Origin of the sequence: Pseudomonas sp. CFBP2511 (genome assembly GCF_030209255.1) — a bacterium.
In the GTDB taxonomy this organism is placed as follows: Bacteria; Pseudomonadota; Gammaproteobacteria; order Pseudomonadales; family Pseudomonadaceae; genus Aquipseudomonas; species Aquipseudomonas avellanae.
In genome coordinates this window covers 19725-34958 of the sequence record NZ_JARVSI010000030.1, presented here as the reverse complement: position 1 = coordinate 34958, position 15234 = coordinate 19725, and the positions used below count along the sequence as shown (strand labels likewise).

At 60.0% G+C, this 15234-nt stretch carries 13 protein-coding genes; 5 read left to right on the top strand and 8 right to left on the bottom strand.

What is annotated here, in order from left to right; all coding sequences use genetic code 11:
- Positions 1 to 116: 116 nt before the first annotated feature.
- Positions 117 to 1484, bottom strand: coding sequence for a CYTH domain-containing protein (locus tag QRN38_RS25625; RefSeq protein ID WP_005763452.1), 1368 nt, complete (start codon positions 1482 to 1484; stop codon positions 117 to 119).
- Between the two features lie 162 nt (positions 1485 to 1646).
- Here QRN38_RS25625 and argE point away from each other — a divergent pair, with 162 nt between their 5' ends.
- Entirely contained in the window at positions 1647 to 2795 is a 1149-nt protein-coding gene (gene argE / locus QRN38_RS25620; RefSeq protein ID WP_057418516.1) for an acetylornithine deacetylase, read from the top strand.
- Between the two features lie 122 nt (positions 2796 to 2917).
- Positions 2918 to 4216 carry an amino-acid N-acetyltransferase gene (gene argA / locus QRN38_RS25615; protein WP_005763455.1) on the top strand — a complete coding sequence of 433 codons (1299 nt, stop codon included), beginning with the start codon at positions 2918 to 2920 and terminating at the stop codon, positions 4214 to 4216.
- A gap of 123 nt (positions 4217 to 4339) precedes the next feature.
- Here argA and gshA read toward each other — a convergent pair whose 3' ends face one another.
- The 3 genes from gshA to QRN38_RS25600 all read right to left on the bottom strand — a co-directional run bounded on the left by gshA (position 4340) and on the right by QRN38_RS25600 (position 8877).
- Positions 4340 to 5929, bottom strand: coding sequence for a glutamate--cysteine ligase (gshA, locus tag QRN38_RS25610; protein ID WP_057416251.1), 1590 nt, complete (start codon positions 5927 to 5929; stop codon positions 4340 to 4342).
- 243 nt (positions 5930 to 6172) lie between these two features.
- Positions 6173 to 6556 (bottom strand): PaaI family thioesterase, encoded by a 384-nt coding sequence (locus QRN38_RS25605; RefSeq protein WP_005763459.1) that lies wholly within the window; start codon positions 6554 to 6556, stop codon positions 6173 to 6175.
- Complete coding sequence (locus tag QRN38_RS25600) at positions 6556 to 8877, bottom strand: Tex family protein (protein ID WP_005763462.1); 2322 nt, start codon at positions 8875 to 8877, stop codon at positions 6556 to 6558. The genes QRN38_RS25605 and QRN38_RS25600 overlap by 1 nt, the downstream gene beginning before the upstream one ends.
- 299 nt (positions 8878 to 9176) lie before the next feature.
- On the opposite strand from QRN38_RS25600, the gene ompR reads away from it, so the two are divergent.
- Entirely contained in the window at positions 9177 to 9917 is a 741-nt protein-coding gene (gene ompR / locus QRN38_RS25595) for an osmolarity response regulator transcription factor OmpR (RefSeq protein ID WP_003380226.1), read from the top strand.
- 163 nt (positions 9918 to 10080) lie between these two features.
- Positions 10081 to 11391, top strand: coding sequence for an ATP-binding protein (locus tag QRN38_RS25590; protein ID WP_005763465.1), 1311 nt, complete (start codon positions 10081 to 10083; stop codon positions 11389 to 11391).
- A 249-nt stretch (positions 11392 to 11640) separates the two neighbouring features.
- On the opposite strand, the gene QRN38_RS25585 is transcribed toward QRN38_RS25590, so the two are convergent.
- From QRN38_RS25585 to QRN38_RS25570, 4 genes are all read right to left on the bottom strand, one after another.
- Positions 11641 to 12108 (bottom strand): inhibitor of vertebrate lysozyme family protein, encoded by a 468-nt coding sequence (locus QRN38_RS25585; protein WP_057418515.1) that lies wholly within the window; start codon positions 12106 to 12108, stop codon positions 11641 to 11643.
- Between the two features lie 2 nt (positions 12109 to 12110).
- Positions 12111 to 12275, bottom strand: coding sequence for a DUF1328 domain-containing protein (locus QRN38_RS25580; protein WP_003380232.1), 165 nt, complete (start codon positions 12273 to 12275; stop codon positions 12111 to 12113).
- 59 nt (positions 12276 to 12334) lie between these two features.
- A complete protein-coding gene (locus tag QRN38_RS25575; RefSeq protein WP_005763470.1) occupies positions 12335 to 12622 on the bottom strand; it encodes a hypothetical protein in 288 nt (95 codons plus the stop codon).
- Positions 12623 to 12851: 229 nt separating this feature from the next.
- Positions 12852 to 13691 (bottom strand): BON domain-containing protein, encoded by an 840-nt coding sequence (locus tag QRN38_RS25570; RefSeq protein ID WP_005763472.1) that lies wholly within the window; start codon positions 13689 to 13691, stop codon positions 12852 to 12854.
- Positions 13692 to 13887: 196 nt separating this feature from the next.
- Here QRN38_RS25570 and algB point away from each other — a divergent pair, with 196 nt between their 5' ends.
- Positions 13888 to 15234: a sigma-54-dependent response regulator transcription factor AlgB gene (gene algB, locus QRN38_RS25565; protein WP_003380235.1), complete on the top strand. Its 1347-nt coding sequence runs from the start codon at positions 13888 to 13890 to the stop codon at positions 15232 to 15234.

The following is a 15234-nucleotide window of genomic DNA, read 5'->3' as shown; positions in this document are numbered from 1 at the left end:
ACAAATTCGGGTCGCACCACATGTTCAAGATCGGACGCGGAGCGTCCGGAACGGCGTTCCCACGCTGGAGCGTGGGAACGATAAGCCATAACGCCGGAACGAGAGTCCTCCAGCCCTTACAAACGCAACAAGGTCTTCCACGCGCGGCTCTGGAAGACGGTGATGGCCTGTTGCACGCGGGCATCGAGGATTTCGTCGCTGATGTCCAGATGGGCCAGTTCTTCGAGTTTGCGCAGTTCGCCGTACAGGCGGTCCAGCTCTGGCAGGTCCAGCGCGCCGCGGGCCCAGTGCAGCCAGGCCTGGATGCGCTCAATGCGCGGCAGTTGCTCGGCCAGGTCTTCCGGCTGCTGCTGATAACGGCTCAGTTGCAGGGATGTCGCTTCTTCACCCAGCAAACGGGGCAGCCAGCTGCTCAACAGCGCAGCACCCTGGCGGTTGCCGCGGGTGTTGCGTTCTGCGGTCCAGCTGCGGGCCAGCAACCAGCGTGAGGTGTTCAGCGAGAACTCGCCCCAGCGGGTGTCCTGCAATTCTTCCAGAAACTGCTCGTGGGCTGCACCACGGACATCGGCATCTTCCTGACCGGCCTGAACCAGCGGACGCCAGTCTTCCAGCAACGCATCCAGCGCGGTACGCAGCTGAGCGGTCGAAGTGCGTGGCGCCGCCTGGCCGAGGCTGCTGGTCAGGGCGCGCAGTTCGCCGAGCATCTCGACCCAGTCCTGCAGCAGGCGCCAGTGGCCGTTGAAACGGTATTGCTCGGCCAGACGCTGGCTGCTGCCCAGCAGGTGCCAGGCCAGCGCGGAGTAGGCGTCGTCCAGCGGGGTTTCTGCGTTCAGGGTTGGCGCAGGCAGGCTCAGCGAATAACTGCTGGCATCAAGCAAGCGATAGCCGCGCTCGGCTTTGCTGATGTCGCACGGCATCAACGGCAGCGTTGCAGCCAGTTCAGCGGCCAGTTCCAGCAGCGCCGCAGGGTCGCCCTCGCGCAGCTCAAGCTCCAGCTCGCAGATTTCTTCTTTCTGCTTGCCTGCAACCACCTGGCCGAGGTCCAGCGCGGCTTCGATCACGACTTTGGTTTTGCCGCGACCCCAGGCAATTTCGGCTTTTTCACGGATGAAATCGGTGGTGAACAGCGGCTTGATGGATTTCTTGTCCAGTTCGGTCAGTTGCTCGGGCCAGCAATCGCCTTCGAGCTTTTTCAGGTCCAGCTTGGCCTTGGTCAGGTCCCAGTTGTACTCGTTGCGTTCGGACAGGCCGGCCACGCTTTGCCCGCGGGTCTTCATGGTCTGGATGATCTGATCGCCGTCACGACGGATGCGCAACGCCACCTTGGCATGGGCCAGCTCGCGCTCAGGGGTATCGAAATACTGGTTCGACAGTTCCAGGCGCTCCCAGCCACTTTTGTTGCGCTTCTTGAGCAACGGGTGTTCGCGCAGTGCAGCGAGGGTCTCGCGGCTGACGCGGAGTTTGATTTCTGTTTCTTTTTGCATGGCCGGGGGAATCCAAACGCTGATACTGATAACGGGAGCGCAGCCCATGACTGAACGGCTGCTGAGGCCGCCAGTGTACAGGACATGGCCCGAAACGGTTTATTCCTGGGTTGCTATGGCCCTATGATGGGTCGTGTTCCGTCTTGATAACAGGAAGCGTCCATGCCGTTGCCGTCCATGAAAGACCAGTTTGCCGCCTTGATCGCTGCGCCCTCGGTGAGCTGCACTCAGCCTTCTCTGGACCAGACCAACCGGCCTGTCATCGATCTGTTGGCCGGATGGCTCGGGGACCTGGGTTTTGCCTGCGATATCCAGCAGGTTTCCCCTGGCAAGTTCAATCTGCTGGCCACCTTCGGCACAGGCCCCGGCGGGCTGGTACTGGCTGGCCACAGCGACACCGTGCCGTTCGACGAGGCATTGTGGAAAACCGACCCCTTGAAGCTCACCGAAGTCGATGGCCGCTGGGTCGGGCTGGGCAGTTGCGACATGAAGGGCTTTTTTGCGCTGGTCATCGAGGCCGTGCGTGGTCTTGTCGATCAGCCGTTCAAGCAGCCCCTGTTGATTCTCGCCACCTGCGATGAAGAAAGCTCGATGGCCGGCGCGCGTGCGCTGGCAGAAGCCGGACGCCCGCTGGGTCGTGCGGCGGTGATCGGCGAGCCGACCGGGCTCAAGCCGATTCGCATGCACAAAGGCGTGATGATGGAGCGCATCCATATCCTCGGGCGCAGTGGCCATTCGTCCGACCCGAGCCTGGGCCATAGCGCGCTGGAGGCGATGCACGACGCGATCAGCGAACTCAAGGGCCTGCGCACGCAGTGGCAGCTTGAATACCGCAATCCGCAGTTCACGGTGCCGCAGCCGACCTTGAACCTGGGCTGCATTCACGGCGGCGACAACCCGAACCGGATCTGTGGCCAGTGCTCGCTGGAATTCGACCTGCGCCCGCTGCCGGGCATGGACCCGCAGGTGCTGCGTGCCGCCATCCGGCAGAAGCTGCAACTGCTGGCCGAGCTGCATCAGGTGCAGATCGACTATGCTCCTTTGTTCCCAGAGTGCGCGCCGTTCGAGCAGGTGGCCGACGCTGAACTTGTGCGTGTTGCCGAGCGTCTCACCGGTCACACGGCAGCGGCAGTAGCATTCGGCACCGAAGCGCCTTATCTTCAGCGCCTCGGTTGCGAGACGCTGGTGCTCGGCCCTGGTGATATCGCCTGTGCGCATCAACCGGGGGAATACCTCGAAATGTCACGTCTGGACCCTACAGTGCGTCTGTTACGGCAACTGATCGAGCACTACTGCCTGACGCCTCAATGAGTCAGGCCCTACACGTTTTGAATACAAGGAGATTGCGAGTGCCAAGCCTGTTCCGACGATAACCACCACACCGTTGTGCGTGCTTTTTCTTTTCGTCCATTTTTCTACAGGCTCTTGTTGTCATGCCCGAATACGTCAACTGGCTTCGCCATGCGTCTCCCTACATCAATGCCCACCGCGATTGCACCTTCGTCGTCATGCTGCCCGGCGACGGCGTTGCGCATCCCAACTTCGGCAATATCGTCCACGATCTGGTGCTGCTGCACAGCCTGGGCGTGCGGCTTGTGCTGGTGCACGGCTCGCGTCCACAGATTGAAAGCCGTCTGGCCCAGCGCGGCATTACACCGCGCTACCATCGCGACATGCGTATCACCGATACCGAGACGCTGGAGTGCGTGATCGACGCCGTCGGCCAGTTGCGCATCTCGATCGAAGCGCGCCTGTCGATGGACATGGCAGCCTCGCCGATGCAGGGCTCGCGGCTGCGGGTGACCAGCGGCAATGTGGTCACTGCCCGGCCTATCGGGGTGCTGGAAGGTATTGATTATCAGCACACCGGTGAGGTGCGCAGGGTAGACCGCAAGGGTATCAATCGCCTGCTGGACGAGCGTCATATCGTGCTGCTGTCGCCGTTGGGTTATTCACCGACCGGCGAGATTTTCAATCTGGCCTGCGAAGACGTCGCCACGCGCGCTGCGATTGATCTGGCTGCCGACAAACTGCTGCTGTTCGGTGCCGAAACCGGGTTGCTGGACGAGCAGGGCCGACTGGTGCGCGAACTGCGCCCGCAACAGGTGCCTGCGCATTTGCAGCGGCTGGGTGGCAACTATCAGGCCGAATTGCTCGATGCAGCGGCCGAGGCCTGCCGCGGTGGTGTGGCTCGCAGCCATATCGTCAGTTATGCCGAAGACGGCGCGCTACTGACCGAGCTGTTTACCCGCGACGGTGGCGGCACGCTGGTGGCGCAGGAACAGTTTGAACTGGTTCGCGAGGCGGCCATCGAGGATGTCGGCGGTTTGATGGACCTGATCACCCCGCTGGAAGAACAGGGCATTCTGGTACGCCGTTCTCGTGAGGTGCTGGAACGCGAGATCACCCAGTTCAGTGTGGTCGAGCGGGAAGGGCTGATCATCGCCTGCGCGGCGCTGTACCCGATTGCCGACTCGGAGTCTGGTGAGCTTGCGTGTCTGGCCGTCAACCCGGAATACCGACACGGCGGGCGTGGCGACGAGCTGCTGGAGCGTATCGAAAACCGCGCGCGGGCGCTGGGCATCAAAACCCTGTTCGTCCTCACCACCCGCACCGCACACTGGTTCCGCGAGCGCGGCTTCGAGCCCAGCAGCGTCGACCGCCTGCCAAGCGCCCGTGCGTCGCTGTACAACTTCCAGCGTAATTCGAAGATCTTTGAAAAAGCGATTTAAGGGGCGGACGCAGAGCGTCCAGAACTGCATGCGACGCGGAGCGTCGCACGATAAGTGAGATTTTCGTTCCTCACGCTCCAGCGCGGGGATGCCGTTCGTGACGCTCTGGCCTCACGCTGTCGATCAGTTACTGATCGACAGAATGCTCGCCTGATACGACCCGACAAACGTGTCGAAATCCACCACTTCTTCTGTCGCCTCCAGTTCGGCCTGTTCCTCCAGCGAGGTTTTGGCCAGGTCTTCGAAATGCGCCTGCTCTGCGGCACTCAGCGGATGGGTGCGGAAGTATTCGGCGTGGACCTGGCTCTGGCGCAGGGAAAACGCCGTGAAGCCTTCGCCATGCGCTCTCATGCTGGCCAGCACCTGGGCAGAAGGTGTCAGGGAGGTGTCGTCGATCTTGGCCTGTTGCACGGCAATCGACTTGATGTGCTCATCGGTGCCCTGCGCCTGATCGAGCAGTCGGGCAATCGGCGTGATTTTTTCCAGCAACTCGGTGGCCCAGGCCTTGAGCTCGACAGGCGAGTCATCGCGTTGCAGGTTCAGGCCCGGACGACGCCCTTCCTTGACCACTGCAAGAAAGTTCGAGCTGGCGTTGGAACACTCATGACCAGCCAGTTGCTGGCTCTCCTCAAGTGCGCAATACAGCACGAATGCGTCGATGAAGCGCGACTGCTCCAGGCTGATGCCGGTCGGCAGAAACGGGTTGATGTCCAGGCAGCGGACTTCGACATACTGCACCCCACGGGCCACCAGCGCCTGGATAGGGCGTTCGCCGCTATAGGTCACACGCTTGGGGCGGATGTTGGAGTAGTACTCGTTCTCGATCTGCAACACATTGGTGTTCAGCTGAACCCATTTGCCGTTCTGGTCGTGCGTGCCGATATCGACGTAGGGCTTGTACGGCGTGGCCACGGCCTTGCGCAGGCTGTCGGTGTAGCTGACCAGATCGTTGTAGCACGGCGTCAGATCGGCCTGCGCATCGCTCTGGTAACCCAGATCGCTCATGCGCAGGCTGGTGGCGTATGGCAGGTACAGGGTATCGGCGTCGAACTGCTCCAGTTGGTGCTCGCGACCGCGCAGGAAACCTGCGTCCAGTGCGGGCGATGCCCCAAACAGGTACATCAGCAGCCAGCTGTAGCGGCGAAAGTTACGGATCAGCGCGATGTAGGAGTGCGACTGGTAGTCGCGCGCATCGCCGGCAAAGTCTTCGGTCTGCTTGAGCAACGCCCAGGCGTCTTCCGGCAGCGAAAAATTGTAGTGGATACCGGCAATGCACTGCATGGTCTTGCCATAACGCAGCGCCAGCCCTTTGCGGTAGACGTATTTCAGCTTGCCGATGTTCGACGTGCCGTAATACGCAATCGGGATGTGCTCCTCGTCCGGCAACGGGCAAGGCATCGACGGGCTCCAGAGCAGCTCGTTGTCCAGCTTGCTGTAGGCAAAGCGATGGATCTTGTCCAGGCTGTCGAGGGTATCGACCGGGTTCTTCAGCGCCGGGGTAATGAACTCCAGCAGCGATTCGGAATAATCGGTCGTGACCAGGCCGTTGGTCAGTGCGGCACCCAGAGCTTGCGGATGGGGCGTGCGGGCCAGCTCTGCCTGTGGCGTGACACGCAGGCACTCACGCTCGATACCGTGCAGGCACTGCTCCAGCAAAGAGAGGTTGTTGCGCTCGCCGAGCAAAGCAAGACGACGGTTTAAAAGTTCGCTCAAGGTGTAATCCTTCACGCATCGGTCGCCCCGATATTGGGGTGGACTTGACGGTCTACAAGGGTGAAGAAAGGAACTGGCGTGGTCGCCTGGTTGACTCTGTAACGCCTGTTCACAATCACTGCACTTCGTCGTACCACCCAAATGGACTCGGCACCACGCTAATGGTGCCGAAATTAACCCAAATGATGTCGATACGGCTAGGTTCTGTTCGCAATGATTGCTTTCATCAGCCTTTGAATGAGCTTAGATGACCGCAAACGTGCCCTGAGCTTTGGCGACGAGCTTGTCGCCCTGCACGACTTGCGCCTCGACCACCAGCGTCCTGCGGCCCGCATGCAGCACGTTGGCGATGCACAGGACTTCGCCGTCGGACACGCCACGCACGTAGTTGATCTTGCACTCGATGGTCACGCTGCGCTGGTCAAAACCATGGGAGCTGGAACAGGCCAGCCCCATGCTGATATCGACCAGACTGAAGATCGCCCCGCCGTGCATCACGTTGCCGCGATTGCGCAGGTGCGCCTCCAGCGGCAGCGCAACTTCGGCCACGCCCTCGTCAAGACGCCGCAGCTCGCAGCCGAGCATCTTGAAGTAGGCGCTTTGGGTCAGATCCTCGGGAATGTCCATCAGCGCTTCTTCAATTGCTTGGCGTTGGCGAACAGCGAGGCCATGGCGTTGTTGGCCGGTGCCGGAGCAGTGGTTTCCTTGCGCGGGGCGCTGTTCTGCTGGCGAGGCGAGGCACCAGGGCGTGCGCCGCGCGCACCGTCGATTTTCTCGCCGGGCGTGTCGCTCATGCGCATCGACAGGCCGACGCGTTTGCGCGGGATGTCGATTTCCATGACCTTCACTTTCACCACATCACCGGCCTTGACCGCTTCGCGCGGGTCCTTGATGAACTTCTCGGACAACGCCGAGATGTGCACCAGACCGTCCTGGTGCACGCCGATGTCGACGAAAGCACCGAAGTTGGTAACGTTGGTAACAACGCCTTCGAGGATCATGCCCGGTTGCAGGTCCTTGAGGTCCTCGACGCCTTCCTGAAATTCAGCGGTCTTGAACTCCGGACGCGGGTCGCGGCCCGGTTTTTCGAGTTCCTGGAGAATGTCGGTGACGGTTGGCAGACCAAAGGTCTCGTCGGTGAATTTCTTCGGGTCCAGACGCTTGAGAAAGCTGGCGTCGCCGATCAGCGAACGGATGTCGCGGTCGGTTTCAGCCGCAATGCGCTGCACCAGCGGGTAGGCTTCCGGGTGAACGGCAGAAGAGTCCAGCGGGTTGTCACCGGTCATGACGCGCAGGAAGCCTGCGGCCTGCTCAAAGGTCTTTTCGCCCAGACGGCTGACTTTCTTCAGCGCTGCGCGGGTTTTGAACGCACCGTTTTCATCGCGATGCGCGACGATATTCTGCGCCAGCGTGGTGTTGAGGCCGGAAATTCGCGCCAGCAGCGCCACCGACGCGGTGTTTACGTCCACGCCCACGGCGTTCACGCAGTCTTCAACCACAGCGTCCAGGCCGCGAGCCAGTTTGAGCTGCGACACGTCGTGCTGATACTGGCCGACACCAATGGATTTCGGGTCGATTTTCACCAGTTCGGCCAGTGGGTCCTGCAAACGGCGGGCAATCGATACTGCGCCACGGATCGACACGTCGAGGTCCGGGAATTCCTTGGCGGCCAGTTCCGACGCCGAGTACACCGATGCGCCAGCTTCGGAAACCATGACCTTGGTCATTTTCAGGCCTGGGTATTTTTTGATCAGGTCGGCGGCCAGCTTGTCGGTTTCGCGGCTGGCGGTGCCATTGCCGATGGCGATCAGGTCGACCGAATGCTTGGCGCACAGGGCGGCCAGCACGGCGATGGTCTGATCCCACTGATTTTTCGGCACATGCGGATAAACAGTCGCGTAGTCGAGCAGTTTGCCGGTGGCATCCACGACCGCGACCTTGCAGCCGGTGCGCAGGCCCGGGTCCAGGCCAAGCGTGGCGCGCTGGCCAGCCGGGGCGGCGAGCAGCAGGTCGTGCAGGTTGTGGGCGAACACGTTGATGGCTTCGGTTTCAGCGCCTTCACGCAACTCACCCAGCAGATCGGTTTCCAGATGGCTATACAGCTTGACCTTCCAGGTCCAGCGCACCACTTCGGCCAGCCATTTGTCCGCCGCGCGGCTCTGGTTCTGGATGCCGAAACGCTCGCCGATCATCAGTTCGCACGGGTGCATGGCACCTGGCAGTTCTTCACCGACTTTCAGTGCTGAGCTGAGAAAACCTTCGTTGCGGCCACGGAAAATTGCCAGCGCGCGATGCGACGGCATGCTTTTGAGCGGCTCGTCGTGTTCGAAGTAGTCACGGAACTTGGAGCCTTCCTCTTCCTTGCCCGGCACCACGCGCGCGCTGATCACCGCTTCCTGCTTGAGGAAGCTGCGCAGTTTGTCCAGCAGCGAGGCGTCTTCGGCGAAGCGCTCCATCAGGATGTACTTGGCGCCTTCCAGCGCAGCTTTCACGTCGGCCACGCCTTTCTCGGCGTCGACAAAACGGGCGGCTTCGGCGTCCGGGGTCAGGCTCGGGTCGTTGAACAGGCCATCAGCCAGCTCGCCGAGGCCCGCTTCAAGGGCGATCTGGCCCTTGGTACGGCGTTTCTGCTTATAAGGCAGGTACAAATCTTCAAGGCGGGTCTTGGTGTCGGCCAGCTTGATGTCGCGAGCCAGTTCCGGGGTCAGCTTGCCTTGCTCTTCGATGCTGGCAAGAATGCTGACGCGCCGGTCGTCCAGTTCGCGCAGATAGCGCAGACGTTCTTCCAGATGGCGTAATTGCGTGTCATCGAGACTGCCGGTCACTTCCTTGCGGTAGCGGGAAATGAAGGGCACGGTCGAGCCTTCATCCAGTAGTGCTACGGCCGCTGCGACCTGTTGTGGGCGTACGCCGAGTTCTTCGGCGATGCGGCTGTTGATGCTGTCCATAAAACCACCTGGAGTTGTGAGCAGAAAACTGGGCTGTGTACGAATTGCCTTGCCTGGTGTCCGTCTGCCAGCTTTTATTTTCAAGGCTGGCGAACCGCCATGAGTCCGGCGTTGCCTGACTTTGGGGGCGGCGCATTATACCTGCCGAAGCGCAATTAGGGGATTAGCCGACAAAAACGCTCTTTTTTCGGCGAAAAAGCATGCACAAGTGTCGCCTCCAGTAAAATCTGCTAACAATGCACAAGGTGCGCATCACCGCAGCTACGCCATAATGCGCCCCGAGATCAGAGGAGCATCCGATGAGCAGCACCGCACAAAATGCTGAAGGCGAAAAAATCCTTATTGTCGATGACGATCCGGGGCTGAGCAGCCTTCTGGAACGTTTTTTCTCCAGCAAGGGCTACCGTGCCCGCGCCGTGGCAAACGTGGAACAAATGGACCGCTTGCTGGCCCGTGAGGTTTTCAACCTTGTGGTGCTGGACTTGATGCTGCCCGGAGAAGACGGCCTTTCAGCCTGCCGTCGTCTGCGTGCCGCGAACAATCAGGTACCCATCATCATGCTGACCGCCAAGGGCGATGAGCTGAGCCGCATCAAGGGGCTCGAACTGGGCGCTGACGACTACCTGGCCAAGCCGTTCAACCCGGACGAGCTGATGGCGCGGGTCAAGGCTGTTCTGCGTCGTCAGGCAGCACCTGTGCCAGGCGCGCCCGGCAGTGAAGACGAGTCGGTCAGCTTCGGCGACTACGTGCTCTCCCTGGCGACCCGCGAACTGAAACGCGGCGAAGAAGTACACATGCTGACCACGGGTGAATTCGCGGTCCTCAAGGCTTTGGTAATGCACGCTCGCGAGCCGCTGACCCGCGACAAACTGATGAATCTGGCCCGTGGCCGGGAGTGGGATGCGCTGGAGCGGTCCATCGACGTACAGATTTCCCGTCTGCGTCGCCTGATCGAACCGGATCCTTCCAAGCCGCGTTATATCCAGACAGTCTGGGGCGTAGGTTATGTATTCGTTCCGGATGGTGCCGGAAGCCGCTGACAGCGCGGCTGTCAGCACCGAAACTCGTTACTCCCGCCAGTTACGTCGATAACCTTGCGCAAGGCTATCGACGTTCTGGTTTTTTGCGTTCGTCCATCGGGTCTCGCCCGCGTTCGGCAAACCTGCGAGCCTGGCTCGCCTTGCAAAGTGTATGGCTGCAGTTATGAAGACTCCGCTCTGGTTCCCGCAAAGCTTTTTTTCCCGCACGCTCTGGCTGGTGCTCATCGTCGTGCTGTTTTCCAAGGCCCTGACGCTGGTTTACCTGTTGATGAACGAAGACGTGCTGGTCGACAGGCAGTACAGCCACGGCGTCGCACTGACCTTGCGTGCCTACTGGGCTGCCGATGAAAACGATCGGGAGGCGATTGCCGAGGCGGCTGGTCTGATTCGGGTAGTGGGGGGAGGCGTGCCGGAAGGCGAGCAGCACTGGCCGTACAGCGAGATCTATCAACGGCAGATGCAGGCTGAACTGGGTGCCGATACCGAAGTGCGTCTGCGCGTGCATGCACCGCCCGCGCTTTGGGTTCGCGCGCCGAGCCTGGGGGATGGCTGGCTGAAAGTGCCGCTTTACCCGCATCCGTTACGCGGCCAGAAAATCTGGAGCGTGCTGGGCTGGTTCCTGGCCATCGGCCTGTTGTCCACCGCGTCGGCGTGGATCTTCGTGCGTCAGCTCAACCAGCCGCTCAAGCGTCTGGTCTTTGCCGCCCGGCAACTGGGGCAGGGGCGCAGCGTGCGCTTACCGGTCAGTGATACACCCAGCGAGATGACCGAAGTCTATCGGGCCTTCAACCAGATGGCCGAAGACGTCGAACAGGCCGGGCAGGAGCGCGAGCTGATGCTGGCTGGCGTCTCCCACGACCTGCGTACGCCGTTGACGCGCCTGCGTCTTTCGCTGGAGCTGATGAACGACAACGAGTTTTCCGAGGGCATGGTTCGCGATATCGAGGACATGGACGCCATTCTCGACCAGTTTCTGGCGTTTATCCGTGATGGTCGCGACGAGGAAATTGAAGAGGTCGACCTGGGCGATCTGGTGCGTGACGTGGTTGCGCCCTTTAATAATGCTGAAGGCAGCATCCGCCTGTGCCTGGAGCCAATTCCGCCGTTTCCGCTGCGCCGGGTGTCGATGAAACGTCTGCTGACCAATTTGATCGGCAACGCCAGGCATCATGCGGGCAACGGTATCGAAGTGGCTGCTTACGTCTCAGGTGACAGAAACGCGCCCTACGTGGTGCTGAGTGTGCTGGACAGAGGGGCGGGCATTGATCCGTCCGAACTGGACACGATCTTCAACCCGTTCATCCGCGGCGATCGCGCACGCAGCGGCAAGGGAACCGGCCTTGGGCTGGCCATCGTCAAGCGTATCGCTGCGATGCACGGCGGTAATGTCGAGTTGAGAAATCGTTCGGGCGGCGGTCTGGAGGCGCGCGTGCGCTTGCCGCTTGGCTTGATGCTGCCAAGGGATGCGATTTAAGCAGGGAGGTTTAACCAAGATATAAAGCGCCGTGCAACGATCATCCAGAGGTTCGGATAGCTCGAAACACTCTCGTGATTTGCACGGCAGCTTGCCTGACCCGGCCCTTGGCGGAGGTACTCCCTGTACCCCTAGGTCACGCCGATCCTTTCGATCAACGCATCCCGGCCCCTTGGTCATGCGCGCACCTTCCTCAGGCCGCACATGTTACAAAGCCGCCGGTCCACTGGACCGGCGCCTTGCGATAAATCAATACCAGTTCGGGTCCTTGCGAAGCTCTTCGTTCAAGAGCTTTTGCATACCCTCGTCAGGCTTACCCAAATATCGATAAGTCGCGTGACGGGTTGGCGACTTATCCGCAGGCAAGCCTGCAGGGACTTCAACCAACATGGCGTAGGCGTCTTCCTTATCGAGGCTGAACGCCACGATCAGACGCTTGCTCTTGCACGTATCGGCAGTTTCGCAGAGCGGCCCGATCAGATACTTGTCACGGTTCTCGGAGGTCGCCGTCATTTGCTGCTCGGCAGCACCGGACAGGTTTAGAACCCATTCCGGCAACCGCTCTTCCTTCTTGACGACTTTCGCCCAGGTTGTGCGGTACTCGGGTGCAGAGCTTAAAAGCTCGTTGACCCGAGACTGTCCATCATTGGCTGCCATGACTATGGCACTGCCGCCCATCAACAGGGCGGCAGCCAGTGTGCGAAACGACGTGTGCATGTTCAGCCTCGACCACGACGACCGAAGAAGAACGATACAACGAACATCACCAGGAACACGACGAACAGGATCTTGGCGATACCAGTAGCCGTACCAGCGATACCGCCAAAGCCCAGTACTGCAGCGATAATGGCGATGATCAGAAACGTGATAGCCCAACTCAACATGGTGATACTCCTTTTTGGTGCCGATTTTTAATGTGAATGCTGCATTTTTTCAGGTTGGGTCAAAAAACCCATTTTTGCTGCGGCGCGACTTCATCCACCGAAACCAGGCCATCGACAGGGCGTAGGCTGGAAGACAGGTCCTTGACCGCTGGAGCGCTTACTCCGCGAAAGGACATGCTGCTGGCATGGATGAATTGCTGTCTGGCTTGAGTTGCCTCGTTGGCTTGATTCCAACGCTGGAACTGCTGAATGGCGATCAGAGTGACGAGCAGGGCGAGGAGTAGAAAAAGACCTTGCTGGATGTGCAGAGGCGAAATACGCAATTGTGCAATACGCTGGCTGTTCATCTGCAAACTCCCCTTGGCCTGAGTGGGCAATCAATCTGATGGGTCGGTATGTCCCGACCTTGTTGAAAGAGTTATTGCAGACTGCATGCCAGTTTGTTAGCTGATATTTTTTCCTTTTAAATCAATGTCTTGTAAAGTTTTGCGAAGGTGTCCTACCAGCAAGCTGCACGATTACACCTTTGTAATCGTGCGTTCTGCACGAAGCCTCTGCCGTGCTACGTCCTTATGATCAGCCCGCGCTGCGCGCCATGACTTTCAAGGCGTCGCCATTTACCCCTTTTACGCCCCGAATATTTCGCGCGATTTCCACGGCCAGTTCCTTCTCAGCAAAGTTGGCGACCACGCCGTTGAGGCTGACGACCCCGGCCTTGGTGTCCACTTTGATGTTCAGCCCATCCAGCGTACGGCTATAGATCAGGCTCGCCTTGACCTTGCTGGTGATCCAGGCGTCACTCATTTCTTCAGTCGGGATCACTGACTGGGGCTGAGTCTTGGCGGCGATTGAATCAGCTGCGCTCAGGCTGATCAGGTTGTTGACGCTGACCACACCATCGGTGTTGCTGGCCAGGCTGCCCGCCAGCTCCTTGGCTTCGGGGCTCTGCGCGCGACCCTTGAGGGTGATGACGCCGTCTTTGCTGTCCACATCAATGCTCAGTGCTTCGGTAACGCTGCTCCACAGCAGTTTGGATTTCACCGTCGCTACCAGCGTTGCGTCTTCGAAGCGCTGGGCCATGTTGGTTCGCGTGCCTGGATCGCTGGCGACGGCCGGGTCGATTTCCAACTGATTGTCGACCTTCTCGATGCCTTTGGTATCCAGCGCTATGCGCTCGGCCAGTTCACGGTCAACCTCGTTTTCGACCTTGCCCTTGAGAATGGCAGTGCCTTGCTCGACATCCACGTCGATCTTGAACGGGCTCAAATGCTTGTTCAGCGCGAAGGCCGTCCAGATCGAACCCTCCTGGCGAGCTTCATCGAGTTGGGCAGGCAGATCAGGCTGGGCGAGAACCGGACCGCTGCCCAGCATTGCGGCAGCAGCGGTGACCAGAGCAATTTTTTTCAGCGAAAACATATGGTTTACCTTTTGAGGTGAGATTTCGTCTCCGAATAGACGGTTTTAACGACATAAACACGGATTAATCAGGCTGTTCATCATTAGATGATCAGAGAGCTAGCATGCATGCCACATAATCAATCAGAATTGACCATGCAACTTGCCCGATGATTCCGAGACTAACTGAGACAATTCATTAAGGAGCGTAGGAAAAATGGAAGCAGCCACTGAGAATCAGGGCCGTATTCTGCTTGTGGACGATGAGTCCGCCATCCTCCGCACCTTCCGGTACTGTCTGGAAGACGAAGGTTATAGTGTCGCCACTGCCAACAGCGCAGCGCAGGCCGACACGCTCATGCAACGCCAGGTGTTCGACCTGTGCTTCCTTGATTTGCGTCTGGGAGAAGACAACGGCCTCGATGTGCTGGCGCAGATGCGCATTCAGGCGCCGTGGATGCGCGTGGTGATCGTGACTGCGCACTCGGCGGTGGATACCGCTGTTGATGCCATTCAGGCCGGTGCAGCCGACTATCTGGTCAAACCCTGCAGCCCTGACCAATTGCGCCTGGCGACCGCCAAGCAGCTTGAAGTCCGTCAGCTGTCTGCACGCCTCGAGGCGCTCGAAGGCGAAGTTCGCAAGCCCAAGGACGGACTGGATTCCCACAGCCCTTCAATGATGGCCATTCTGGAAACCGCCCGTCAGGTCGCGGTCACCGATGCCAACATCCTGATTCTGGGTGAGTCGGGCACGGGTAAGGGCGAACTGGCCCGGGCGATTCATGGCTGGAGCAAGCGCGCCAAGAAGTCCTGCGTCACGATCAACTGCCCATCGCTCACCGCAGAGCTGATGGAAAGCGAATTGTTCGGTCACAGCCGCGGGGCCTTCACCGGTGCCAGCGAAAGCACGCTGGGGCGCGTCAATCAGGCGGACGGCGGTACGTTGTTTCTCGACGAGATCGGTGACTTTCCGCTGACGCTGCAGCCCAAGCTGCTGCGCTTTATTCAGGACAAGGAATACGAGCGCGTTGGCGATCCGGTCACCCGCAGGGCCGACGTGCGCATCCTTGCTGCCACCAACCTCAATCTGGAGGACATGGTGCGCAGCGGACGCTTCCGCGAAGACTTGCTGTACCGCCTGAACGTCATCACCCTGCATTTGCCGGCCTTGCGTGAGCGCAGCGAAGACATTCTGACTCTGGCGGACCGCTTTCTGGCCCGCTTCGTCAAAGAGTACGCCCGCCCGGCACGGGGTTTCAGCGAAGAAGCCCGCGCCGCGCTGCTCAACTACCGCTGGCCGGGCAACATTCGTGAGCTGCGCAACGTGATCGAGCGCGCCAGCATCATCTGCCCGCAGGAGCGTGTAGAGGTCAGCCATCTGGGCATGGCCGAGCAACCGGCGAACAACGCGCCGCGCGTCGGTGCCGCTCTGAGTCTGGACGAGCTGGAAAAAGCGCACATCGGTGCCGTGCTGGCGACCAGCGAAACCCTGGATCAGGCCGCCAAGACGCTAGGTATCGATGCTTCAACGCTTTACCGCAAACGCAAACAGTACAACCTATGA